At 61.7% G+C, this 24658-nt stretch carries 27 protein-coding genes; 1 reads left to right on the top strand and 26 read right to left on the bottom strand.

All coding sequences use genetic code 11. From position 1 onward, the window contains the following. Positions 1 to 106 precede the first annotated feature (106 nt). Entirely contained in the window at positions 107 to 574 is a 468-nt protein-coding gene (locus AC54AG_RS25785; RefSeq protein WP_496632134.1) for a hypothetical protein, read from the top strand. Between the two features lie 84 nt (positions 575 to 658). On the opposite strand, the gene tatC is transcribed toward AC54AG_RS25785, so the two are convergent. The 26 genes from tatC to AC54AG_RS25655 form a co-directional block, all read right to left on the bottom strand. Beyond that, the gene (gene tatC, locus AC54AG_RS25780; RefSeq protein ID WP_319993532.1) at positions 659 to 1414 is read right to left on the bottom strand and encodes a twin-arginine translocase subunit TatC; all 756 of its coding nucleotides are present in this window, start codon (positions 1412 to 1414) and stop codon (positions 659 to 661) included. Continuing rightward, positions 1411 to 1944 (bottom strand): Sec-independent protein translocase protein TatB, encoded by a 534-nt coding sequence (gene tatB / locus AC54AG_RS25775; protein ID WP_496632132.1) that lies wholly within the window; start codon positions 1942 to 1944, stop codon positions 1411 to 1413. The genes tatC and tatB overlap by 4 nt, the downstream gene beginning before the upstream one ends. 48 nt (positions 1945 to 1992) lie before the next feature. Next, positions 1993 to 2229 carry a Sec-independent protein translocase subunit TatA gene (gene tatA / locus AC54AG_RS25770; protein ID WP_034753854.1) on the bottom strand — a complete coding sequence of 79 codons (237 nt, stop codon included), beginning with the start codon at positions 2227 to 2229 and terminating at the stop codon, positions 1993 to 1995. An 80-nt stretch (positions 2230 to 2309) separates the two neighbouring features. After that, positions 2310 to 2681, bottom strand: a complete 372-nt coding sequence (locus AC54AG_RS25765) for a histidine triad nucleotide-binding protein (protein ID WP_072457432.1) — start codon at positions 2679 to 2681, stop codon at positions 2310 to 2312. 15 nt (positions 2682 to 2696) lie between these two features. Then, positions 2697 to 3068, bottom strand: a complete 372-nt coding sequence (locus AC54AG_RS25760) for a phosphoribosyl-ATP diphosphatase (RefSeq protein ID WP_034753849.1) — start codon at positions 3066 to 3068, stop codon at positions 2697 to 2699. Further along, complete coding sequence (gene hisI, locus AC54AG_RS25755; protein WP_034753847.1) at positions 3065 to 3502, bottom strand: phosphoribosyl-AMP cyclohydrolase; 438 nt, start codon at positions 3500 to 3502, stop codon at positions 3065 to 3067. Before hisI ends, AC54AG_RS25760 begins: the two co-directional genes overlap by 4 nt. Before the next feature lie 20 nt (positions 3503 to 3522). Beyond that, positions 3523 to 4284: an imidazole glycerol phosphate synthase subunit HisF gene (gene hisF / locus AC54AG_RS25750; RefSeq protein ID WP_034753845.1), complete on the bottom strand. Its 762-nt coding sequence runs from the start codon at positions 4282 to 4284 to the stop codon at positions 3523 to 3525. 61 nt (positions 4285 to 4345) lie between these two features. Continuing rightward, on the bottom strand, positions 4346 to 5119 hold the full coding sequence (hisA, locus tag AC54AG_RS25745) for a 1-(5-phosphoribosyl)-5-[(5-phosphoribosylamino)methylideneamino]imidazole-4-carboxamide isomerase (RefSeq protein WP_034753842.1): 774 nt from the start codon (positions 5117 to 5119) through the stop codon (positions 4346 to 4348). A 55-nt stretch (positions 5120 to 5174) separates the two neighbouring features. Beyond that, positions 5175 to 5813, bottom strand: coding sequence for an imidazole glycerol phosphate synthase subunit HisH (gene hisH, locus AC54AG_RS25740; protein ID WP_072457435.1), 639 nt, complete (start codon positions 5811 to 5813; stop codon positions 5175 to 5177). Between the two features lie 35 nt (positions 5814 to 5848). Then, a complete protein-coding gene (gene hisB, locus AC54AG_RS25735) occupies positions 5849 to 6439 on the bottom strand; it encodes an imidazoleglycerol-phosphate dehydratase HisB (protein ID WP_010402123.1) in 591 nt (196 codons plus the stop codon). A gap of 19 nt (positions 6440 to 6458) precedes the next feature. Then, positions 6459 to 7553, bottom strand: a complete 1095-nt coding sequence (gene hisC, locus AC54AG_RS25730) for a histidinol-phosphate transaminase (RefSeq protein WP_219329346.1) — start codon at positions 7551 to 7553, stop codon at positions 6459 to 6461. A gap of 33 nt (positions 7554 to 7586) precedes the next feature. Beyond that, positions 7587 to 8519, bottom strand: a complete 933-nt coding sequence (locus tag AC54AG_RS25725) for a DNA-methyltransferase (protein ID WP_496632127.1) — start codon at positions 8517 to 8519, stop codon at positions 7587 to 7589. Next, complete coding sequence (hisD, locus tag AC54AG_RS25720; RefSeq protein WP_496632125.1) at positions 8516 to 9841, bottom strand: histidinol dehydrogenase; 1326 nt, start codon at positions 9839 to 9841, stop codon at positions 8516 to 8518. Before hisD ends, AC54AG_RS25725 begins: the two co-directional genes overlap by 4 nt. A 26-nt stretch (positions 9842 to 9867) precedes the next feature. Further along, positions 9868 to 10536: an ATP phosphoribosyltransferase gene (gene hisG / locus AC54AG_RS25715; RefSeq protein WP_034753828.1), complete on the bottom strand. Its 669-nt coding sequence runs from the start codon at positions 10534 to 10536 to the stop codon at positions 9868 to 9870. 12 nt (positions 10537 to 10548) lie between these two features. Beyond that, on the bottom strand, positions 10549 to 11799 hold the full coding sequence (gene murA, locus AC54AG_RS25710; RefSeq protein ID WP_034753826.1) for a UDP-N-acetylglucosamine 1-carboxyvinyltransferase: 1251 nt from the start codon (positions 11797 to 11799) through the stop codon (positions 10549 to 10551). A gap of 4 nt (positions 11800 to 11803) precedes the next feature. After that, positions 11804 to 12040 carry a BolA family protein gene (locus AC54AG_RS25705; RefSeq protein WP_034753824.1) on the bottom strand — a complete coding sequence of 79 codons (237 nt, stop codon included), beginning with the start codon at positions 12038 to 12040 and terminating at the stop codon, positions 11804 to 11806. A gap of 58 nt (positions 12041 to 12098) precedes the next feature. Further along, a complete protein-coding gene (locus AC54AG_RS25700) occupies positions 12099 to 12860 on the bottom strand; it encodes an ABC transporter permease (protein WP_034753822.1) in 762 nt (253 codons plus the stop codon). Beyond that, a complete protein-coding gene (locus tag AC54AG_RS25695) occupies positions 12857 to 13774 on the bottom strand; it encodes an ABC transporter ATP-binding protein (protein ID WP_070303724.1) in 918 nt (305 codons plus the stop codon). Before AC54AG_RS25695 ends, AC54AG_RS25700 begins: the two co-directional genes overlap by 4 nt. 211 nt (positions 13775 to 13985) lie before the next feature. Further along, entirely contained in the window at positions 13986 to 14333 is a 348-nt protein-coding gene (locus AC54AG_RS25690) for an STAS domain-containing protein (RefSeq protein ID WP_034753819.1), read from the bottom strand. Positions 14334 to 14373: 40 nt separating this feature from the next. Further along, positions 14374 to 15009 carry an MlaC/ttg2D family ABC transporter substrate-binding protein gene (locus tag AC54AG_RS25685; protein WP_034753816.1) on the bottom strand — a complete coding sequence of 212 codons (636 nt, stop codon included), beginning with the start codon at positions 15007 to 15009 and terminating at the stop codon, positions 14374 to 14376. Between the two features lie 71 nt (positions 15010 to 15080). After that, entirely contained in the window at positions 15081 to 15962 is an 882-nt protein-coding gene (locus tag AC54AG_RS25680) for an MlaA family lipoprotein (RefSeq protein ID WP_496632120.1), read from the bottom strand. Beyond that, positions 15959 to 16429, bottom strand: a complete 471-nt coding sequence (gene mlaD / locus AC54AG_RS25675) for an outer membrane lipid asymmetry maintenance protein MlaD (protein ID WP_034753810.1) — start codon at positions 16427 to 16429, stop codon at positions 15959 to 15961. The genes AC54AG_RS25680 and mlaD overlap by 4 nt, the downstream gene beginning before the upstream one ends. Before the next feature lie 80 nt (positions 16430 to 16509). Then, the gene (gene mlaE / locus AC54AG_RS25670) at positions 16510 to 17292 is read right to left on the bottom strand and encodes a lipid asymmetry maintenance ABC transporter permease subunit MlaE (protein WP_034753807.1); all 783 of its coding nucleotides are present in this window, start codon (positions 17290 to 17292) and stop codon (positions 16510 to 16512) included. After that, positions 17289 to 18098 (bottom strand): ABC transporter ATP-binding protein, encoded by an 810-nt coding sequence (locus tag AC54AG_RS25665; RefSeq protein ID WP_034753922.1) that lies wholly within the window; start codon positions 18096 to 18098, stop codon positions 17289 to 17291. The genes mlaE and AC54AG_RS25665 overlap by 4 nt, the downstream gene beginning before the upstream one ends. 260 nt (positions 18099 to 18358) lie before the next feature. Beyond that, a complete protein-coding gene (locus AC54AG_RS25660; RefSeq protein WP_072457449.1) occupies positions 18359 to 19822 on the bottom strand; it encodes a glutamate synthase subunit beta in 1464 nt (487 codons plus the stop codon). Between the two features lie 79 nt (positions 19823 to 19901). Next, positions 19902 to 24602, bottom strand: a complete 4701-nt coding sequence (locus tag AC54AG_RS25655; protein WP_319993539.1) for a glutamate synthase-related protein — start codon at positions 24600 to 24602, stop codon at positions 19902 to 19904. Positions 24603 to 24658: the final 56 nt, after the last annotated feature.

Here is a 24658-nt window from a genome sequence, read left to right as displayed (position 1 = left end):
CAAACCGCCGGCGTGCCTGTCCATTACGCTGACGGGAAGGCAGGCGCCACCGCACTCCTCACTGGCAATTGCCGATTTTCCTGCTAGGCTGGATACAGGAGCGTCCATGCATATGCCCATCCAGTTCGACACCTTCGATTACGCCAAACGCCTTGCCTCGGCCGGCGTGCCCACGCGGCAGGCGGAAGCCCATGCGACGGCGCTGGGCGACGTACTGGGTTCGGCCGTCGTCGTGCATGGCGAACTGGCGGCGCTGGAGCGCAATCTGCTGGGGGAAATCAAGCTGGTGTCGCACAACGTCGATGCCAAGGTGGGCGCCCTGGAGTTGAAGATCGATGCACTGGAGCTCAGACTCGATACCCGGATCGATGCACTGGACCTGAAACTCGATACGAGGATCGATGCGCTGGAGCACAAATTCGATACTAAATTCGACGCCTTGGAACACAAATTCGACGCCCGCCTGGAACGCCTGGACTTGCGCCATGGCGCGGACATGAAACACGTGTACTGGATGATGAGCACCCTGATCCTGCTCAATCTGGGCATCCTCAGCAAACTGATGCTGCAGTAAGCACCTGCTAACTGATCTGGCAATAAAAAAGCCGCTGCTCCCGAAGGAGGCCAGCGGCTTTTGCTTGCGCGTCTTGCAAACCGTCTAGGACGCTTCTTCCGGCGCCTGCGTGGCCTTGACGAAGATGGGCGCTACCAGCAGGCCCAGCTCGAACAGCAGACACATCGGGATGGCCAGCGAGAACTGGCTGACGACGTCCGGCGGCGTGACGATGGCGGCAATCACGAAGGCGCCGACGATGATGTAGGGACGCACTTCCTTGAGTTTCGCAATAGAAACAATGCCCATGCGCACGAGGATCACCACCACTACGGGCACTTCGAACGTGGCGCCAAAGGCCAGGCACATCGACATGACGAAATCGAGGTAGTTTTCGATATCGGGCGTGACGGCGATCGACGATGGCGAAAAGTCGCTGATGAAGTGGAAGACGCGGCCAAACACAAAGAAATAGCAGAAGGCCACGCCAGACATGAACAGCAGGGAAGACGAAATGACCAGCGGCGCGATCAGGCGCTTTTCATGCGTGTACAGGCCGGGGGCGATAAATGCCCACATCTGGTACAGCACCCAGGGCAAGGCGACGATGAAGGCGATCACCAACGTCACTTTCATCGGTACGAGGAACGGTGAAATGACGCCGGTGGCGATCATTTTCGAGCCGGCCGGCAGCGAGGCGATCATCGGCGCCGCGATAAAATCGTAGATCTGCGAGGGGCCGGGCCAATAGAACAGCACGGCGCAGACGACGGCGATGCCGATCGACGCCTTGACCAGGCGGTTGCGCAGCTCGACCAGATGCGAGATAAAAGTTTCTTCCACCGGGGATTTGCTACTCATGAGTAAAAGGAGGAGGAACTGGTGCGCGGACGGAAGCGCGCCACGCGGGCGGCCGCCGACTGCACGTGCAGCTTGCCGCCATGGCGCTGCTTGTACCAGCCAGGGATGGCGGAATTGCGCACCAGCTTCTTGCGGCGGAATTCGCGCGCCTTGCGGGCCAGGTCTTCATTGGTGGCACGCAGCATGGCTTCATGGGTATCGTGATGCCCGTCATACGCACTGGCATCGCCGCGCCAGGCGTTTTCCACCTCGGCCAGGTTGCCGGAGATCGAGTTTTCCACGCCATGCATGGATTTCTCCACGCTTTGCTTGACGGAATGGGCCGCATCCTGCACTTCCTTCTGCAGGTTTTTCAGCTCTTCCATTTCAATTTCGCGCGAGACTTCGGATTTCACCTGGTTCAGGTAGCGTTGCGCACGGCCATACAGGGTACCGGCCATGCGCGCCACTCTCGGCAACTTTTCAGGGCCGATGACTATCAACGCAACCACGCCGATGATGGCGATTTTAGAGAGACCGAGATCGATCATAAGCGGACAAGGGCCGTTACCGGACGAGGCAAGCGCCCCGCCACGCTATCAGGACTTGCTTTTCTCTTTCGTCTCGACGTCGATGGTGCTTTTGTCGGCCACTTGCGATGGCGCAGCAGGAGGGGTATTGGCTGCCGGGGCGTCATCTTCGCCCTTGACGCCATCCTTGAAGCCTTTGACGGCCTTGCCGATATCACCGCCGATATTGCCCAGTTTCTTGGTGCCGAAGACCAGCATCACAATGACCAGAACGATCACCCAGTGCCAAATACTCAATGAACCCATCACATTCTCCTTGCGGGACGGTGCCCGAATAGCGTCAACCAATGCCGGTAGTATACACGTGAACCCGGCGCGCAGCGAAATCAGTGTTGCCCGCGCCAGGGACGGGGACCGCCGTACACGTGCATGTGCAGGTGATACACCTCTTGCCCGCCGTTCGGGCCGCTGTTGATCATGGTCTTGAAGCCGCCGGCAGGCGCGCCATCGGCGTCATACGTGACGGCGCAACCGAACTCGGCAGCAAGTTTCGGCGCCAGGCGCAGCAGCTTGCCCAGCATGTCCGTATGGCTATCGTCGCAATCGGACAGGCTGGCCACGTGGCGCTTCGGGATCAGCAGCAGGTGCACGGGGGCGGCCGGGTTGATGTCCTTGAAGGCCAGCAAGTCCTCGTCTTCATACACGATGCTCGAGGGAATTTGTTTTGCAGCAATCTTGCAGAAAATACAGTTATCCACGCACGCTCCAGTAGGTCAGTGTTTGTCTGTTTCGCCGGCGTCGCGCAGCTCATCCTTGCGCGCTGCCTTTTCCTCGAGGCCGGACAAGCCTTCGCGGCGCGCCAGCTCGTCGAGTACCTGCTGCGGCGTCAGATCGAACTGCGCCAGCATCACCAGCGAGTGGAACCACAGGTCGGCGCATTCATACAGGACCTTCGACGGGTCGTTGTCGCGGCGCGCATCCTTGGCCGCCATCACGGTTTCCGTGGCCTCTTCGCCGATTTTTTTCAAAATCGCATCATCGCCCTTGGCAAACAGGCGCGCGACATACGACGTGGCGGGGTCGCCGCCATTGGCCAGCTTGCGCGATTCGATCACGGCGGCCAGGCGCTTCAGGGTTTCACTCATTTGCTCTTGCTTTCCGCGTAAATCGTCTCAGGGTCTTTCAGGACGGGGTCGGTGACTTGCCATTCGCCCGTTTTTTCGTCGCCTTCGAATTTCTGGAAGAAACACGAATGGCGGCCCGTATGGCAGGCGATGCCGCCCGCCTGCTCGATTTTCAGCAAGACCACGTCTTCATCGCAATCGAGGCGGATTTCCAGCACCTTTTGCGTGTGGCCCGACTCTTCGCCTTTATGCCACAATTTCTTGCGCGAACGGCTCCAGTACACGGCTTCGCCCAGCTCCACCGTGCGCGCCAGCGCGTCGCGGTTCATCCAGGCGAACATCAGCACGTCATTGCTGCCCGCTTCCTGCGCGATCACGGGTACGAGGCCGTGCTCGTCCCATTTGACCTTTTTCAGCCACTTGGCATTGCTTGCTACGATGGTTCCGTTTTGCATGTTCTTCTATCCTGCTGATTTTACGCCAGGCGCATGGGGATGCCCTGCTGCGCCATGAAACGCTTGGCTTCCTGCACCGTGTGCTGGCCATAGTGGAAAATGCTGGCGGCCAGCACGGCATCCGCGCGGCCCACCTTGATGCCATCGACCAGGTCCTGCAAGCCGCCCACGCCGCCCGAGGCGATGACGGGAATGCTGACGGCGTCGGACACGCCGCGCGTCAGGCCCAGGTCGAAGCCGACTTTGGTGCCGTCGCGGTCCATGCTGGTGAGCAAGATCTCGCCGGCGCCCAGGCTTTCCATTTTACGCGCCCATTCGAACGCGTCCAGGCCCGTCGCGGTGCGCCCGCCATGGGTAAACACTTCCCACTTGCCGGGCGACACCTGCTTGGCGTCGATGGCGACGACGATGCATTGCGAGCCGTGCTTTTGCGACGCCTCGTACACGAGCTGGGGATTCGTCACGGCCGAGGTGTTGATGCTGACCTTGTCGGCACCCGCATTGAGCAGCCGGCGCACGTCTTCCACCACGCGCACGCCGCCGCCCACCGTCAGCGGAATGAACACCTGCGACGCGACGGCTTCGATGATGTCGAAGATTAGGCCGCGGTTGTCGCTGGACGCGGTAATGTCGAGGAAAGTGATTTCATCGGCGCCCTGCTCGTCATAGCGGCGGGCGATTTCCACCGGGTCGCCGGCGTCGCGCAATTCCGTGAAATTGACGCCTTTGACGACACGGCCATTGGTCACGTCGAGGCAGGGGATGATACGTTTTGCAAGCATGATGGTATCCAGATTGTCGCCAGGCCAGGGCGTGCGCAGGCACGCTCCCGGCCGGGCAGGCTTAAACGGCGGCGTCGGTCAGTTCGTCGGCGCGTTCTTGCGCCTGCGCCAGGTCGATCGTGCCTTCATAGATGGAACGGCCGCAGATCACGCCTTCGATGCCCTCGGCCTGGACCGCGCACAGCGCTTCCACGTCGCCGATATTGTGCAGGCCGCCCGAGGCGATGACGGGGATCTTGACGGCTTGCGCCAGCTTGACGGTGGCGTCGATATTGATGCCGCCCATCATGCCGTCGCGGCCGATGTCCGTGTAGATGATCGATTCGACGCCGTAGGCTTCGAATTTTTTCGCCAGGTCGATCACTTCGTGACCCGACATCTTGCTCCAGCCATCCGTTGCCACTTTACCATCCTTGGCATCGAGGCCGACGATGATGTGGCCGGGGAAAGCGCTGCAGGCGTCATGCAGGAAGCCGGGGCTTTTCACGGCCGCCGTGCCGATGATGATGTAGGTGATGCCGGCGTCGAGGTAGCGCTCGATGGTGTCGAGGTCGCGGATGCCGCCGCCCAGCTGCACGGGGATTTCCTCGATGTCGTTTTCCACGGCGAAATCCTGCACGGCCTTCAGGATGGCCTTGACGGCGCCCTCGTTCTTCGGCTTGCCGGCAAAGGCGCCGTTCAGGTCGACCAGATGCAGCCGGCGCGCGCCTTGCATCAGCCAATGGCGGGCCATGTCGGCCGGGTCTTCGGAAAATACGGTGGCAAGTTCCATATCGCCTTGTTTCAGGCGTACGCAGTGACCGTCTTTCAGGTCGATGGCGGGAATGAGCAGCATGGTCAGTGTGATTTAAAAGTGAGTGAGGGGCGGAAAAAAAGCCGGAGAGCTAACGTTAAGGTTGCCAGTGAACGAAGTTCTTGTACAGCTGCAAGCCAGCGGCAGCACTTTTTTCAGGGTGGAACTGTGTGGCGAAAATATTATCACGGGCGACGGCGCAAGCGAACGGCGCACCATAGACAGTCTCGCCCACCGTGTGCAACGCCTCTTGAGGTTGAGCAAAATAGCTGTGCACAAAGTAAAAATAGGCGTTGTCGGCGATACCATCCCACATGACATGGGACGCCGTTTGCCGTACTTGGTTCCAGCCCATTTGCGGCACCTTGAAGCGCGAGCCGTCTTCCTGCACCTGGCCGTCGAGCTGGAAACGCACGACTTTGCCGGGCAGCAAGCCCAGACCGGCCGCATCGCCCTCTTCGCTGCCGTCGAACAGCATTTGCTCACCGATGCACACGCCCAGCACGGGCTTGCTGTCGGCGGCGCGCAGCAGCGCTTCGAGCACGCCCGATTCGCGCAGGCTGCGCATGCAGTCGGGCATGGCGCCCTGGCCCGGCAAGACGATGCGGTCGGCGCTGTCGATGTCTTGCGCCAATCCGGAAATGCGCACGTCGGCTTCCGGCGCCACGGCACGCAGCGCTTGCGCCACCGAGCGCAAATTGCCCATGCCGTAATCCACCACCACAATTTTATTCATGTTTGATCTCGGAATCTACAGTGGTTCGCGGGCGCTTACAGGCTGCCCTTGGTCGATGGAATGATGCCGGCCGCGCGCTCATCGAGCTCGGCAGCCATGCGCAGCGCGCGGCCAAAGGCCTTGAACACGGTTTCGCATTGATGGTGGGCATTCGTACCGCGCAGGTTGTCGATATGCAAGGTTACGCCCGCATGGTTGACGAAGCCGCGGAAAAATTCCAGGGTCAGGTCGACATCGAAGCCGGCGATCATGGCGCGCGTAAACGGGATGTGGTATTCGATGCCCGGGCGGCCCGAGAAATCGAGCACCACGCGCGACAGCGCCTCGTCCAGCGGCACGTACGCATGGCCGTAGCGGCGGATACCCTTCTTGTCACCGATGGCCTTGGCCACGGCCATGCCCAGGGTGATGCCCACGTCTTCCACTGTATGGTGGTTGTCGATATGCACGTCGCCCGTCGCTTCGATATCGAGGTCGATCAAGCCGTGGCGGGCGATCTGATCCAGCATATGGTCGAGGAAGGGCACGCCAGTGTTCAGCTTTTGCTGGCCGGTGCCATCGAGGTTGAGGGCGACGCGAACTTGCGTCTCATTGGTATTGCGCGTGATTTCTGCGGTGCGGTTCATGGGAGGCTCTGGCGGTAGGCTAAACGAGGGATGCCTTGAAGGCATCGTAAAAAAGGGAATTTTCTTCCGGGGTGCTGACGCTGATGCGCAGGCAATTGGCCAACGCAGCATGCATTTTACTCATATTTTTAATTAAAACCCGGCGGGCAAGCAGTTTTGCGCAAACATCGTCGGAATCAGCCACACGAATCAGAAGAAAATTTGCCTTCGAGGGAAATACCGTCACGCCGGGCAGCTGCGCCAGGCGCAGCGCCAGGTCGTCGCGCGCGCTGTTGAGCAGGGCCGCCTGGGCATTCAATACGTCGAGGTGATCGAGCGCGAATTCAGCCGCCGCCTGCGTCAGCACGTTCACATTGTACGGCGGGCGCACTTTCTCGAATTGCGCCAGCAGGGCCGGCGCGGCCGACATGTAGCCGAGGCGGATGCCGGCCAGGCCCAGTTTCGACACGGTGCGCATCACCACCAGGTTCTCGAACTCGGGCAAGCGGCCCATGAAGCTGTGCTGCGCGAACGGTTCATACGCTTCGTCGACGACGGCGATGCCCGTGTCGCCGAGCGCCGCGAGGATGCGCTCGATGTCGGCGCTGGCAAACAGGTTGCCCGTCGGGTTGTTCGGATAGGCGAGGAAGACCAGCGCCGGGCGGTGTTCTTCGATGGCCGCCAGCATGGCCGGCATGTCCAGGCTGAAATCGGCCTGCAAAGGCACGCCGACGAAATCCATGCCGGCAAACTGCGCCGAGCGCGCATACATGACGAAGGCGGGAACGGGCGCCAGCAGCACGGCGCGCTTGCCCGGCTCCTGATGCGCGCACGCCATGGCCAGGATGGAAATGAGTTCATCGGAGCCGTTGCCCAGCATGACATCGTAGCCGGCGGGTACGCCGAGCTTGGCACAGATGGCCGCCTGCAGACTGGCATACGACGGCGGATAGCGGTTCAATACCACGCCGGCCAGGCGCGCGCCCAGTTCCTCGCGCAGATGCGGCGGCAGCGGATACGGGTTTTCCATCGCATCGAGTTTGATGTAACCGCTGGCATCGGCTACCTGGTAGCTTTTGACGGCCCGCACATCGGCGCGCACGGTGTTGCTGATTAACTGATCGAGGAAAGACATGCTGCAAACACTCCTGATGAAATTAAATGGAGACTAAATGACGACGTCTTCCGGCACGGCGGCGCTGCGCGCCTTGCGCGCCGGCGCTTTTTTCACGGCGGGCGGTTTCTTCACGGCGGCCGGCTTTTTGGCCGCCGCCGGTTTCTTCGCTGCCGCCTTGGCGGGTTTGGTCGCGGGCGGTGCTGCCAGCTCCTGCGTCAGCGCCGCCAATCGCTGTTCGATGATGGTGCAGTAGTCGGCGTTCAATTCAAAGCCGACAAAATCGCGCCCGCAGCGCTTCGCCGCCAGCGCCGTGGTGCCGCTGCCCATGAACAGGTCGAGCACCACGCCGCCGGGCGGGCACGACGCCTTGACCATGCGCTCGATGATTTCGAGCGGCTTTTGCGTCGGGTGGTCGGCCCGTTCCGGGTGTTCCTTGTGCAGGCGCGACACGCTCCACAAGTCTTTCGGGTTGTAGCCCACTTCCAGCCATTTGGCGCCGATGAAGATCGAGCGCGAACGGGCTTTCTTGGTGGCCGCGTCGTAGGCGATGCGCACCGCGTCAAGGTCGAAGTAGTAATCCTTGCGCTTGACGAAGAAGCCGATGGTGTCGTGCACCGATGAAAAGCTGCGCACGCTGCCGCCCATGGACGGCACGCGGCGGTCCCAGATGATTTCATTCATCATCGCCATGCGCTGTTTCAGCATGACGAAGATCTCCGGCGAATAGCGCCAGGTGAGGAAGATATACAGGCTGCCGTTGGCTTTCAGCTTGGGCAGCGCCGCATCGATCCACTGTTCCGTCCAGCGCAGGTAGTCGGCCACCGACTGCTGGTCCGAGGCATTGCCGTAATCCTTGCCCAGGTTGTACGGCGGATCCGTCAGGATCAGGTCCACCGAGCCATCGGGAATGCGCGCCAGCCCCGCCAGCGCATTTTCGCAATAGACCCGGTTGACCCAGTCCGGCTGCTCCGCCAACTTCGTCATGGCTGCGGCTTCAGGCGCAGTTCGGCGCTGCGCGCGTGCGCCTGCAAGCCTTCACCGTACGCCAGGGTGGCGGCGACACGGCCCAGGGTTTGCGCGCCCGCTTCACTGACGTGAATGATGGACGAGCGCTTCTGGAAGTCGTACACGCCCAGCGGCGACGAAAAGCGCGCCGTGCGCGACGTCGGCAGCACGTGATTGGGACCGCAGCAATAGTCGCCCAGCGATTCGGACGAGAAGCGCCCGAGGAACATGGCGCCCGCGTGGCGGATCTGCTCGGCCCACTGCTGCGGATTCTCCGCCGAGATTTCCAGGTGTTCCGCAGCGATGGCATTGGCGATCTCGCACGCCTCTTCCATGCTGCGCACCTTGATCAGGGCGCCGCGGTCGGCCAGCGAGGTGCTGATGGTGGCCTGGCGCGGCATCGTCGGCAGCAGCTTGGCGATGCTCTCTTCGACTTGCGCGATGTAAGCGGCGTCCGGGCACAGCAGAATCGCCTGCGCCAGTTCGTCGTGCTCGGCCTGGGAAAACAGGTCCATGGCCACCCAGTCCGGGTCCGTCGTGCCATCGCACAGCACGAGGATTTCGGAAGGCCCGGCGATCATGTCGATGCCGACGATGCCGAATACGCGGCGCTTGGCGGCGGCCACGTAGGCGTTGCCGGGACCGACGATTTTATCCACGGCGGTGATGCTCTGTGTTCCATACGCCAGTGCGCCGACGGCTTGCGCGCCGCCGATCGTGATCACGCGCGTCACGCCGGCGATCGCGGCGGCGGCCAGCACCATTTGGTTTTTCACGCCATCGGGCGTCGGCACCACCATGATGATTTCGCCCACGCCCGCCACGTGCGCGGGAATGGCGTTCATCAGCACGGACGACGGATACGCGGCCTTGCCGCCCGGGACGTAGATGCCGACCCGATCCAGCGGCGTGATCTTCTGCCCCAGCACCGTGCCATCGGGCTCGGTGTAGGTAAAGCCGCGCAATTCTTCGCGTTGGCGTTCGTGGAAGGCGCGGATGCGCTGGGCGGCGATCTGCAGCGCTTCGCGCTGCGCCGACGGCAAGCCGTTCAGGGCCGCCTGCAATTCGGCTTGCGAAATATCGAAGGCCGCCATTTCCGCCGCGCCGCCATGCGGGATGCGGTCGAAACGGTTCGTGTATTCCAGTACGGCGGCGTCGCCGCGCGTTTTCACGTCGGCCAGGATTTTTGCGACCGACGTTTCAATCGCTGCATCGGTACCCGCCTCGAACGCCAGCAAGGTGTCGAGCGATTGTTGGAAACCATCCTGGCTTGAATCGAGCTTGCGTATCTGTATCGGCATAATCGGCTTTCTGCTACTGAATAAGTCTAGGCTTGCGAGGCGCGTTCAAACGCCTCGATAATCGGCTGCAAGCGCTCGCGCTTGAGCTTGAGCGCGGCCTGGTTGACCACCAGGCGCGACGAAATTTCCATGATGTGCTCGACTTCGACGAGGTTGTTCGCGCGCAGGGTGCTGCCCGTGCTGACCAGGTCGACGATGGCGTCGGACAGGCCGACCAGGGGCGCCAGCTCCATCGAGCCATACAGCTTGATCAGGTCGACGTGCACGCCCTTGGCGGCGAAGTGTTCGCGCGCCGTGTGCACGAACTTGGTGGCCACGCGCAATCGCGCGCCCTGGTGCACGGCCTTTTCATAGTCAAAACCGGCCTGCACCGCCACCGACATGCGGCAGGCGGCGATATTCAGGTCGATCGGCTGGTACAGGCCTTCGCCGCCATGTTCGAGCAAGACATCCTTGCCCGCCACGCCGAAATCGGCCGCGCCGTACTGCACGTAGGTCGGCACGTCGCTGGCGCGCACGATGATGACGCGCACGTTCGGATCGTTGGTGGCCAAAATCAGCTTGCGCGAGGTCTCCGGGTTTTCCAGCACCTTGATGCCGGCCGCTTCCAGCAGCGGCATGGTGTCCTCAAAAATGCGGCCTTTCGACAGCGCCAGGATCAGCTGGGAGCTGTCACCGTTGTTCGATCCGTTCATGCTCGTTCCTTGTTATTTGATGCGTACGATATTCGCGCCGACGGCCGACAGCTTCACTTCCATGCGGTCGTAACCGCGGTCGAGGTGATAGATGCGGTCGATCAGCGTTTCGCCATCGGCGGCCAGGGCCGCGATCACCAGCGACGCCGACGCGCGCAGGTCGGTCGCCATCACGGGCGCGCCGCGCAGCTGCTTGACGCCGGCGATGATGGCCGTGTTGCCTTCGATGGTGATGTCGGCGCCCAGGCGGTTCATTTCCTGCACGTGCATGAAGCGGTTCTCGAAGATCGTTTCGGTGACGCGGCTGGCGCCATTGGCGATCGTGTTCACGGCCATGAACTGCGCCTGCATGTCGGTCGGGAAGCCCGGGTATTCCGTCGTGCGGAAGCTGACGGGATTCGGGCGGGCCGACATCTCGGCGCGGATCCAGTCGGCGCCGAAGGTCATCGTCAGGCCCATGGCGCGCAGCTTGTCGAGCGCAGAGTCGAGGATATCGGTGCGCACGTTGCGCAGGGTGATATCGCCGCCGGTGGCCGCCACGGCGCACAGGAAGGTACCCGTTTCGATACGGTCGGCGATCACCGCGTGCGAGGCGCCGTGCAGGGCGTCCACGCCCTGGATCACCAGGCGGCTGGTGCCGATGCCGTCGATCTTCGCGCCCATGGCAACCAGCAAATGGGCCAGGTCCGTCACTTCCGGTTCGCAGGCGGCGTTTTCCAGGATGGTCTCGCCTTCGGCCAGGGTCGCGGCCATCAGCAAATTCTCGGTGCCGGTGACGGTGATCATGTCGGTGACGATGCGCGCGCCTTTCAGCTTGGCGCACTTGGCGTAGATGTAGCCCGCCTCGATGCGGATCTCGGCGCCCAGCGCTTCCAGGCCCTTGATGTGCTGGTCGACGGGGCGCGATCCGATGGCGCAGCCGCCGGGCAGCGAGACCTTGGCTTCGCCGAAGCGCGCCAGCATGGGACCGAGCACGAGGATCGAGGCGCGCATGGTTTTCACCAGTTCATACGGCGCTTCCAGGGTGTCGATGGCGCTGCCGTTGAGCACCACGCGGTCGCCGTCCTGCCGCACTTTCAGGCCCGTCTGGCCCAGCAGTTTCAACATCGTGGCCACGTCGTGCAGGTGCGGCACGTTGGTCAGGTCCAGGTCGCCCGCGGTCAGGAGACCCGCGCACAGGATGGGCAGGGCGGCGTTTTTCGCGCCGGAGATGGCGATGTCGCCGTTCAGGCGGTTGCCGCCGTTGATGAGGAGCTTGTCCATGTGCTTATCCTTGGAATTCTTCAGGTGTCAGGGTTTTCATCGACAGCGCGTGGATTTCCTCGCGCATGCGGTCGCCCAGCGCCGCGTAGACGATCTGGTGGCGCTGGATCAGACGCTTGCCGGCAAACGCGGGCGAGACGATCACGGCCTGGAAGTGCTGGCCATCGCCCTCCACTTCGAGGTGCGTGCATTCGAGGCCGGCCGACAGATAGCCGTGGATCAGTTCTGGAGTGGTGGTCACGATAAGTCCTTGATATTGAATAATGTAGTGATGTGATATGCCGCAATCAACGGCGCAATTAGTGTCGCAGTCGGTAGCCGCTTTTCAGCAGGCGGATCGACGCCAGCGCCAGGATCACGAGGAAGCCGGCGACGATGGAAAGACTGAGCCACGGGCTGACGTCGGACACGCCGAAGAAGCCGTAGCGGAAGCCGTCGATCATGTAGAAGAAGGGGTTCAAATGCGATACCGTCTGCCAGAAGGCGGGCAGCGAGTGGATCGAATAGAACACGCCCGACAAGAAGGTGGCCGGCATGATCAGGAAGTTCTGGAAGGCGGCCAGCTGGTCGAATTTCTCGGCCCAGATGCCGGCGATCAGGCCCATGGTGCCCAGCATGGCGGCGCCGAGGAACGCGAAGACGACGATCCACAGCGGCGCGACGAACGACAGGTCGGCGAACCAGCACGTGATGGCGAACACGCCAAAGCCCACGGCCAGGCCGCGCGCGACGGAAGCGAGTACATACGCCGAGAAGATTTCCCAGTGCGACAGGGGAGTGAGCAGCACGAACACCAGGTTGCCCGTGATCTTGGACTGGATCAGCGAGGACGAGGAATTGGCGAACGCGTTTTGCAGCACGCTCATCATCACCAGGCCGGGAATCAGAAAGGCCGTGTAGCTGACGCCGGGACTCGGCTCGACGCGGCCGTCGAGCACATGGCCGAACACCAGCAGGTACAGCATCGACGTGAGCACGGGCGCGGCCACGGTTTGCGTCGCCACTTTCCAGAAGCGCAGCGTCTCTTTGTAGACGAGGGTGCGAAATCCTGTCGAAATCATACGGTACCTTTATCCATGATCTGCAAGAAGATATCTTCCAGGTCGGCTTGTTGCAATTGCATTTCATCGATCTCGGCGCCCGCTTCGCGCAGGCGGGCGAGGATTTTTTCAACTTCGCTGTATTCGTTGACGCGCAGGCTGAACTTGTTCGGCGCCTGCTGTTCTTCCGCATGCAGCACCAGGTGCCGCAGGTCGTCCGGCAGGCTGCCGTTTTTGAGGTGCAGCTGCAGCTGCGAGCCGGCGATGCGGCGGATCAGGGCCGACATGGTGTCGAGCGCCACCACCTTGCCCGTCTTCAGCATGGCCACGCGCTGGCACATGGCTTGCGCCTCTTCCAGGTAGTGGGTGGTCAAGACGACCGTGTGGCCGCCTTCGCGGTTCAGGCGCGAGATGAACTTCCACAAGGTCTGGCGCAGTTCCACGTCGACGCCGGCCGTCGGCTCGTCGAGCACGATGACGGGCGGCTTGTGCACCAGCGCCTGCGCCACGAGCACGCGGCGCTTCATGCCGCCGGACAGCGCGCGCATATTCGTGTCGGCCTTGCCGGTGAGGTCAAGGTTTTCCATGACCTCGTCGATCCACTTGTCGTTGTTCGGCAGGCCGAAATAGCCGGACTGCAGGCGCAGGGTTTCGCGCACGGTGAAAAACGGGTCGAACACCAGTTCCTGCGGCACCACGCCCAGGTTGCGGCGCGCGTTGCGGAAGTCCTTGACCACGTCGTGGCCATGGATCTTGACGGTGCCCGCGTCGGGGCGTATCAAGCCGGCGATGATGGAAATGAGGGTGGTCTTGCCGGCGCCGTTGGGACCGAGCAGGCCGAAAAACTCGCCTTCTTCGATGGCCAGCGACACGCCGCCCAGCGCCTTGAGCGATTTATAGCTCTTTTCTACATTCGTTATTTGAATTGCGGTCATGTGCTTGTTTCAAGTGTAATGCGTCTGGTGTGATGCACCAGTTGCCGGAGACATCGAGGCCGGCAGGCCGGTGCAGGGCGCCACCTTCAGGCGAGGACGGCGCAACAGTCAATTATAGTTGGAAAATTCGTGGAACACTTGGAGATCAATCCGGCGGCGCTGCTGGCCTGCCGGCTTGAAAGCTACTGCTGATGCGGGGAGTGGGACAGGATCAATGATGATGCAGGTCGGACGGGCTGCGTTCGGCGTGGCCGCCGGCGCTGGCGCAGTCGTCGGCCGTCAACGTGCTCGAGACGAGCGAGCAGACGCCATACAGCTTGGTGAGGTTTTTCAGGTTGTTCGGCAGGTTTTTCAGCTCCAGCACGGCGCCGGCATCCTGCGCGGCGCGCTGCCACGTCAGCATGACGGAAACGGCGGCCGAATCGACAGCCTTGACGTTGCGCAAGTCAAACTTCGTCTGACCCGAGCGGATGGCGTCCAGACCCTGCTCCAATGCCGAAGTGGCATTGTGCACGGTCAGGGAAGTCAGGGACTGCAAGGTGTCGAGAGAGTCGGGCATGGCGTCGGGCTGCGCTGGTCTGGAGCTATATGATAGCCGATTATTTGGCTTTGGCAGCGGGACGGCTGGCCAGGGCCTTGTTTTTTGCCTGCAAGGTCTTGATCAGGCCATCGATGCCGCCCTTGCTGATCTCGCTGGCAAAGCTGCTTTTGTACGTTTCCACCAGCCACGCGCCCAGCACGTTGATGTCATAGATCTTCCAGCCGGACGGGGTTTTCGCCACGCGGTAGTTCAGGGGCACGGGTTCGCCGCGCGCCACGTTCACTTGCGAACGTACTTCCACTTCCGTGTCGGCCGGGTCGGCGCGCAGCGGCTTGAATTCCACGGTTTCGTTCTTGATCTGCGACAGGGCGCCCGAGTACGTGTAGATCAGCAAGGTGCGGAATTCCGCAGCCAGCTGCTTTTGCTGGTCGGGCGTGGCGTCGCGCCAGTGGCGGCCGGCGGCCAGCGACGTCATGCGCTGGAAATCCACGTATGGCAAGATCTTGCTTTCCACCAATTCGGTGACGCGCTTGATATCGCCAGCCTGGATGGCCTTGTCGGCCTTGGCTGTGTCGATCACGTCCTGGCTGATGCGTTTGACGAGGACGTCCGGTGCTTCGACAGCAGGGGCGGCCTGAGCGGCGGTGGCAAAGGCGATGGTGGCCATCGCCAGCAGTTGTTTCATCAATTTCATGGTTTTACCTTTCATGGTGTTGCTATGCACCGGCTGGCGTTGATCGCAGCCGTGGTGTTCTTGCGTCCAGTTTACTCCTGCGGCCTGGCCTGGGAAGCAACGGTATTGCTACCAGATGTTACGAGGTCCGCTGGCGCCACATCGGCGGTGGCCGTGGCCGCAGGCGCGTCATTGGCAGGCTGCGGTTTTGCCTCGTACTCCGGCTCGTAATCGCTGGTGTCGTTTTTTGGCACTTTGCGGTCGCGGCGGTCCGTATCGCCATCGAACACCTTGCTTTCGCGCGCCTGCAGGAAGCCGTCGCGGATGAACTCATAACGGTCCAGCGCGGCCGCTTCCATCAGGTTGGTCGCGTCGAGCAGCGCGGCGCGCTTGTCAACCACGCGCGTCACCGTGCCGATATTGCGCACATACGCCGGATCCTTGTAGCGCCATGGGTCGCCCGCGATATCGAGCGGCAGGGCCGCCGTGTCGCGCACGGTCGATGGGCCCAGCAGCGGCAGCATCACGTACGGACCGGACTGGACGCCATACCAGCCCAGGGTCTGGCCAAAGTCTTCGTTATGCTTGGGAATACCGGCCTGCGAGGCGATGTCGATCAGGCCGAAGATACCGAAAGTCGAGTTCATGCTGACGCGCACGACGTCTTGCAAGCCCGCTTCGCCCTTGCCTTGCAGCAAGTTGTTCATGGCGCTCCACACATCGGACAAGTTGCCGAAGAAGTTGCCCACGCCCGTTTGCACGAACGATGGCGTGACCTTCTTGTAGGCCGTGGCGACCGGCTTCAGGGCGACCTGGTCGACCGTGTCGTTGAACTTGAACATGGCGCGGTTATACCCTTCCAGCGGGTCGCGCGGATTGGTGCCGGTGGCGCACGCGCTCACGCTGGCGGCGATGGCCACGGCCAGGCCGATACGCGCCAGGCTGCCTTGGGATTGTTTGGTCGACTCGCTCATTTGCTGTCCTTTCCTTCCGCTGCCTTGCTGTAGATGAACTGATTGATCAGATCTTCCAGCACTGTGGCCGATTGAGTACGGGCGATCTTGTCGCCCTCTGCCAGGTTCGCCAGATCGCCGCCTGCTTCCAGGCCGATATATTGCTCACCCAGCAAACCGGCCGTCAAAATCTTGGCCGAGCTGTCTTTCGGAAATTTGTAGCCATCTTCGATGTCGAGTTTCACCAGCGCCTGGTAGGTCTTGTCGTCAAAGACGATTTCCGAGACCCGGCCCACCACTACGCCAGCGCCCTTGACGGGCGCCTGCGGCTTGAGGCCGCCAATATTGTCGAACTTCGCACTAATGGTATACGTCTTGCTGAAAGACAGCGAGCTCATATTGCCGGCCTTGAGCGCCAGAAACATCAATGCCGCCACACCGAGCAAGACGAACAAGCCGACCCAGACATCCAAAGATTTACGTTGCATAAACAATCCTAAATAATTTTTACTTGCCGCCACCTGCGCAGAACACTGCCCAGGCCGATAATTTTGTCGCCTATCGGCAATTACTTGCTAAACATCAAAGCCGTCATCATGAAATCGAGCCACCACACCATCAACGACGAAATGACCACCGTGCGCGTGGTGGCGCCGGACACGTCTTCCGGCGTCGGCTGTGCCTGGTACCCCTGGAACAGCGCGATGAAGGTCACCGCGATGCCGAACACCAGGCTCTTGATGGTGCCGTTGCCCACTTCTTTCCAGACATCCACGCCGCCTTGCATCTGCGACCAGAACGAACCTTCATCGACGCCGATCAGCACCACGCCGACCAGGTAGCTGCCGATGATGCCGACGGCCGTGAAGATGGCGCCCAGGATCGGCATGGCGATCACACCGGCCCAGAAACGGGGCGCCAGCACGCGCTGGATCGGGTTCACGGCCATCATTTCCATGGCCGACAGTTGCTCGCCCGCCTTCATCAGGCCGATTTCCGCCGTCAGCGACGTGCCGGCGCGGCCGGCGAACAGCAGCGCAGTGACGACGGGGCCCAGTTCGCGCGTCAGGGACAGCGCCACCAGCAAGCCCAGCGACTGCTCGGCGCCATACGTGGTCAAGGTGTAATAGCCTTGCAAACCCAGCACCATGCCGACGAACAGGCCGGAAACGGCGGTAATCACCAGCGAGCGGTTACCGATAAAAAACAGTTGCTCAATCACCAGGCGCGGACGGCGCCACAGGCCGCCCGACGAGGCGATGATGATGAAAAACGACCGCACGGCAAAGCCGAGGTCTTGTACCGAACGACGCAACCACGCTCCGATCGCCGCCAGGAAACGCGCGATCATCGGCCGCCCCCCGCCTGCAGACCCAGGTCGTCGGCCAGCGACTTGCCCGGATAATGGAACGGGACGGGGCCATCGGCCTCGGCATTGACGAACTGCTTGACGTATGGATGCGTCGACACGGCCATCTCGGCCGGCGTGCCGTGCGCCACGATCTTGCCCGATGACAGAAAATAGACGTAATCAGCGATGGCGAAACACTCCTTCACATCGTGCGATACCAGGATAGACGTGGAACCCAGCGCATCGTTCAGATTGCGGATCAAATTGGCCGTCACGCCCATGGAAATCGGATCCAGGCCGGCGAACGGCTCGTCGTACATGATCAGTTCGGGGTCGAGCGCGATGGCGCGCGCCAGCGCGACGCGGCGGCCCATGCCGCCCGAGATCTCGGCCGGCTTCAATTGCGCCGCATTGCGCAGTCCCACGGCGTGCAGCTTCATCAGCACCAGGGTGCGGATCAGCTCTTCATTCAAGTCCGTGTGTTCGCGCAGCGGGAACGCCACATTCTCGAACGCCGTCAGGTCCGTAAACAGCGCGCCGTGCTGGAACAGCATGCCCATCTTGCGGCGCAGCTGGTATAACTCGTCGGTGCCCAGCGTATGCACGATCTGGCCGTCCACATTCACGGAACCGGAACTGGGGCGCAACTGCCCGCCGATCAGACGCAGTACGGTCGTCTTGCCACTGCCGGAGCCACCCATGACGGCCACAACTTTTCCACGTGGGAAATCCATTTGAAGGCCCGATAAAATCGAACGTTCTCCATAGGCAAAGTGTAAATCACGGATCTCAACAAGATTTGGCACGACGAAGCTCACTATTTTAATGGCGTATTGTAGTGCAGAAACGCCAACCTCTGCTGAGACACCCCTGCTTACAGCCCGGGACAGGGGAAGAATACAACACTAATGAATCGAAAGTCAGATATTGTAGTGGAAATTCAGCCGCCACATCGCGTCCCTGCCCGATGACGTTCACGCCTGTTGACTTGACCAGTAAAAATAACAAAAGCCACGTCGCGATCCGCGCCGTGGCCCTGGCAAAAAAACGAACAATTGCTCGTTTTTTAGCGCGGCAGCAGCGATGCCCCCATCAGGAACTCATCGACGGCGCGCGCGCACTGGCGCCCTTCGCGAATGGCCCACACCACCAGCGACTGGCCACGGCGCATGTCGCCGGCCGCAAAGACTTTCGGCACCGAGGTCTGGTAGCAGCCGGCGCCATCCGTTGTCGCCTTGACATTGCCGCGCGCATCCGTATCGACGCCGAACGCTTCCAGCACTTGTTGTACTGGTGAAACAAAACCCATGGCCAGGAAGACCAGGTCCGCCTTCATCTCGAACTCCGAGTTCGGCACTTCGCTCATCTTGCCGTCTTTCCACTCGACTCGGCAGGCGATCAGCTTTTCCACCTTGCCGCCCTTGCCTTCGAAACGCTTGGTGGCCACGGCCCAGTCGCGCTCGCAGCCTTCCTCGTGCGAGGACGAGGTACGCAGCTTGGTCGGCCAGTACGGCCAGACGAGCGGCTTGTTTTCCTGTTCCGGCGGCTGCGGCATCAGTTCGAACTGGGCCACCGAGGCGGCGCCATGGCGGTTCGACGTGCCGACGCAGTCGGAACCCGTGTCGCCGCCGCCGATCACCACCACGTGCTTACCCGTCGCCTTGATCTGGTCCTTGAGCTTGTCGCCCGCGTTGACCTTGTTTTGCAGCGGCAGGAAATCCATGGCGAAATGCACGCCTTTCAGTTCGCGGCCCGGTACGGGCAAGTCGCGCGGCTGCTCGGCGCCGCCGGCCATGATGACGGCGTCAAATTCTTTTTCCAGGTCTTCGGGGAAAATGGTTTCCTTGGCCCAGTTATTCACGTGGGCAGGGAAATCTTTGCCAACGAGCACGCTGGTGCGGAACACGACACCTTCGGCTTCCATCTGTTTCACGCGCAGATCGATGTGCGATTTTTCCATCTTGAAGTCGGGGATGCCGTAACGCAGCAAGCCACCGACCCGGTCGCTCTTTTCAAACACGGTGACAGCGTGGCCGGCGCGCGCCAGCTGCTGCGCCGCCGCCAGGCCGGCAGGACCGGAACCGACGATGGCTACTTTCTTGCCCGTGCTGAATCCCGCCGGCTGCGGCGTGACCCAGCCGTGCTCCCAGCCCATGTCGATGATTTTATGTTCGATCGACTTGATGCCGACCGGGTCTTCGTGGATGCCCAGGGTGCACGCCGATTCGCACGGCGCCGGGCAGATGCGGCCCGTAAATTCCGGGAAGTTATTCGTCGAATGCAAGACGTCGAGCGCTTCGCGGTAGTTACCGCGGTACACCAGGTCATTCCAGTCGGGAATGATGTTGTTCACGGGGCAGCCCGTGGTGCAGAAGGGAATGCCGCAATCCATGCAGCGCGCGCCCTGCACCGTCGCTTGCGCATCCGACAGGTGCAAGACGAATTCCTTGTAGTTCTTCAGGCGCGCGGCAGGCTCCAGATAGTGTTCGTCCTGGCGCTTGAATTCCATGAAGCCGGTAATTTTACCCACGATAGTTCCTTTGTATTTGGCTGGCGGGGAGCGGCCGGGCCGCTCCCTGGTCATTCATTTGGCAATGAGCTTGGCTGGCTCAGGCGGCGACGGCTTGGACTTCCATGGCGGCATCAGCGGCCATTTCAATCAGCGCGCGCTTGTATTCGTTCGGGAAGACTTTCACGAACTTGCCGCGCGCCGCAGCCCAGTCGTCGAGCAAGACGCGGGCGCGGGTGCTGCCCGTGTGCTTGAAATGACGCTCGATCAGGCGCTTGAGGATCACCTCGTCCGCTTCCGGCACGCCATCGCGGTGCTGCGTATGCCAGGCATCGCGGTCGACATGCTGTTCCGCTGCCGACACGACCTTGTCCAGGCCGACCATGGCCGTGTTGCACTTGCTGGCAAAGTCGCCGGCCGGGTCATACACATAGGCGATGCCGCCCGACATGCCGGCCGCGAAGTTGCGTCCCGTGTTGCCCAGCACCACGACCGTACCGCCCGTCATGTATTCGCAGCCATGGTCGCCCAGGCCCTCGACCACCGTGGTGGCGCCCGAGTTGCGCACGGCAAAGCGTTCGCCTGCCACGCCATTGAAGAACGCTTCGCCGGCGATGGCGCCGTACAGCACCGTGTTGCCGATGATGATGTTGTCCACGGCCCAGCCGCGGAACTCGGTATTGGGCCGCACGATGATGCGCCCGCCCGACAAGCCTTTACCCACGTAATCGTTGCCTTCACCCACCAGGTCGATGGTGATGCCGTGCGCCAGGAAGGCACAGGCCGACTGGCCCGCCGTGCCTTGCAACTGGATGTGGATGGTGTCATCCGGCAAGCCGGCATGGCCGTATTTCTTCGCCACTTCGCCGGACAGCATGGTGCCCACCGTGCGGTTCAAGTTGCGTACGGGCGAGATGAACGAGACGCGCTCGCCCTTTTCCAGCGCCGCGCGCGCTTGCGCGATCAGCTTGTGATCGAGCGCCTTTTCCAGCGCATGGTCCTGGAACTCCACGTGCCGGCAAGCTTGGCCATCTGGCGTTTCCGGCTTGTGGAAGATGGCCGAGAAGTCCAGACCCTGCGCCTTCCAGTGCGAAATCGCCTTCGATTTGTCCAGCAGGTCGACACGGCCGATCAGCTCGTCATACGTACGGATGCCCAGCTGCGCCATCAATTGACGGGCTTCCTCGGCAACGAAGAAGAAGTAATTGACGACATACTCGGGTTTGCCCGAGAACTTGGCGCGCAGCACCGGATCTTGCGTGGCCACGCCCACCGGGCAGGTATTCAAGTGGCATTTGCGCATCATGATGCAGCCTTCGACCACCAGCGGCGCCGTGGCGAAACCGATCTCGTCGGCGCCCAGCAGGGCGGCGATGACCACGTCGCGGCCCGTCTTCATCTGGCCGTCGGCCTGTACGCGGATGCGGCTGCGCAAGCCGTTCAAGACCAGCGTTTGTTGCGTTTCAGCCAGACCCAGCTCCCATGGCGTGCCCGCATGTTTCACGGAAGACAATGGCGACGCGCCCGTGCCGCCGTCATGGCCGGCAACGACCACATGGTCGGCTTTTGCCTTGGTGACGCCGGCGGCCACAGTGCCGATACCCACTTCCGACACCAGCTTCACGGAAATCGACGCGCGCGGATTGGCGTTCTTCAAGTCATGGATCAGCTGCGCCAGGTCCTCGATCGAATAGATGTCATGGTGCGGCGGCGGCGAAATCAGGCCCACGCCCGGCACGGAGAAGCGCAGGCTGGCGATGTATTCCGACACTTTATGCCCTGGCAACTGGCCACCTTCGCCCGGTTTCGCGCCCTGCGCCATCTTGATCTGGATCTGGTCGGCCGAGTTCAGGTAGGCGGCCGTGACGCCGAAACGTCCGGACGCCACCTGCTTGATGCGCGAACGCATGGAATCGCCTTCCTGCAGCGGAATGTCGACGACAATCTGCTCGGCGCCCACGATGGACGCCATGGTGTCGCCCTGGCGGATCGGGATGCCCTTCAATTCCTGCGTGTAGCGGTTCGGATCTTCGCCGCCCTCGCCCGTGTTCGACTTGCCGCCGATACGGTTCATGGCGACCGCAAGCGTTGCGTGCGCTTCCGTGCTGATCGAACCGAGCGACATGGCGCCCGTGGCGAAACGCTTGACGATTTCCTTGGCCGGCTCCACTTCATCGAGCGGGATGGCCTTGGTCGGGTCGAGCTTGAACTCGAACAGGCCGCGCAGGGTCAGATGGCGACGGCTCTGGTCGTTGATGATTTGCGCATACTCTTTATAGCTGGAGAAATTGTTGCTGCGCGTGGAATGCTGCAGCTTGGCAATCGCGTCCGGCGTCCACATGTGGTCTTCGCCGCGCACGCGGAACGCGTACTCGCCGCCCGCGTCGAGCTTGTCGGACAGCACGGGATCGTTGCCGAAGGCCAGCGCATGCAGGCGCAGCGCTTCTTCCGCCACTTCAAACACGCCGATGCCTTCCACGTTCGACGCCGTGCCCTTGAAGTATTTGTCGACCAGCGACTTGTTCAAGCCAATCGCTTCGAAGATTTGCGCGCCGCAGTAGGACATGTAGGTCGAAATACCCATCTTCGACATGACCTTCATCAAGCCTTTACCCACCGCCTTGGTGTAGTTATAGATGGCTTTGTCGCCCGACAAATCGCCCGGCAAACCATGCGCCATGTCGGCCAGGGTTTCCATGGCCAGGTACGGATGGACGGCTTCCGCGCCATAGCCAGCGAGCAAGGCGAAGTGGTGCGTTTCGCGGGCCGAGCCCGTTTCCACGACGAGGCCGGTGGAGGCGCGCAAGCCCTTGCTCACCAGGTGCTGGTGCACGGTGGACGTGGCCAAGAGCGCAGGGATCGCCACCTGGTCGGCGCAAATGGCGCGGTCCGAGACGATCAGGATGTTGTGGCCGGATTTCACGGCATCGACGGCTTCCGCGCACAGCGAGGCCAGGCAGGCTTCCACGCCTTCCTTGCCCCAAGCCAGCGGGTAGCAGATATCGAGTTCGTACGACTTGAACTTGCCGCCCGTGTGGGCGCTGATGTTGCGCAGACGGGCCATGTCGTCAAAGCCCAGCACGGGCTGCGCCACTTCCAGGCGCATCGGCGGGTTGACGTTGTTCGTATCGAGCAAGTTCGGTTTCGGGCCGATGAAGGACACGAGCGACATCACCATCGCTTCGCGGATCGGGTCGATCGGCGGATTCGTCACTTGCGCGAACAGCTGCTTGAAGTAGTTATACAAAGGCTTCAGTTTGTTCGACATGACGGCCAGCGGCGAGTCATTGCCCATCGAGCCCGTCGCCTCTTCGCCGGCCACGGCCATCGGCGCCATGAGGAATTTCAAATCTTCCTGCGTATAGCCGAACGCCTGCTGGCGGTCGAGCAAGGACGGCTGGGCTTTTTCGCCCTGCGCGCGGTCCTGTTTCGCTTGGCCTTCGGCCAGCTTGATCTCGTCGAGCTTGATGCGCACGGAGTTGATCCACGCTTTATACGGCTTGGCGTTGGCGTAGGTGTTTTTCAATTCCTGGTCGTCGATGATGCGGCCCGCTTCCAGGTCGATCAGGAACATTTTGCCAGGCTGCAAGCGCCATTTCTGGATGATTTTCGACTCGGGAATCGGCAGCACGCCCGATTCCGACGCCATCACCACGAGGTCGTCGTCCGTAACGATGTAGCGGGCCGGACGCAAGCCATTGCGGTCCAGGGTGCCGCCGATGTGGCGGCCGTCCGTAAACGCCATGGCGGCCGGGCCGTCCCACGGTTCCATCATCGCCGCGTGGTATTCGTAGAAAGCGCGGCGGTTGTCGTCCATCGTCGTGTGGTTTTCCCACGCTTCCGGAATCATCATCATCATCGCCTGGGCGATCGGATAGCCGGCCATCAGCAGCAGCTCGAGCGCATTGTCGAAACACGCTGTGTCAGACTGACCTTCATAGATCAGGGGGAACAGCTTTTGCAGGTCGTCGCCCAGCACGGCCGACTTCATCACGCCTTCGCGCGCGCGCATCCAGTTGAAGTTGCCTTTGACGGTGTTGATCTCGCCATTGTGCGCGATCAAGCGGTACGGGTGGGCCAGCGGCCATTCCGGGAAGGTATTCGTCGAGAAACGCTGGTGCACGAGGGCCAGGGCCGAGATGCAGCGCGCATCCTGCAAGTCCTTGTAGTACACGCCCACCTGGTCGGCCAGCAGCAAACCCTTGTACACAATAGTACGGGCCGACATCGACGGCACGAAGAATTCCTTGCCGTGCAGCAGTTTCAAGGCCTGGATGGCGTGACCCGACGATTTGCGGATCACATACAGTTTGCGCTCGAGCGCGTCGGTGACCATGATGTCCGGGCCGCGGCCGATGAAGATCTGGCGGATGACGGGTTCCTTGGCGCGCACGGTGGGCGACATCGGCATGTCCGTATCGATGGGCACGTTACGCCAGCCCAGTACGACTTGCCCCTCGATACGCACGGCGCGTTCGATTTCCTGTTCGCAAGCGATGCGCGATGCGTGTTCCTTCGGCAGGAAGACCATGCCCACGCCGTATTCGCCAGGCGGCGGCAATTCCACGCCCTGCTTGGCCATTTCTTCGCGGTAGTACTGGTCGGGAATCTGGATCAGGATGCCGGCACCATCGCCCATCAGCGCATCGGCGCCCACGGCGCCCCGGTGATCGAGGTTTTTCAGTATCAGCAAACCCTGTTCGACGATCGAATGGGTCTTGTTGCCCTTGATATGGGCGACGAAACCGACGCCGCAGGCATCGTGTTCATTGGCTGGGTCGTACAGGCCTTGCGCTTTCATGGGCTTCTCCGCTGCATATGACTATCGAAAAACTAGAGTAGTGCAACGCAACAAAA

This window comes from Janthinobacterium sp. BCJ23, assembly GCF_059617945.1.
Note: the sequence above shows the minus strand (reverse complement) of the source record. Positions and strands in the feature narration are given on the sequence as shown.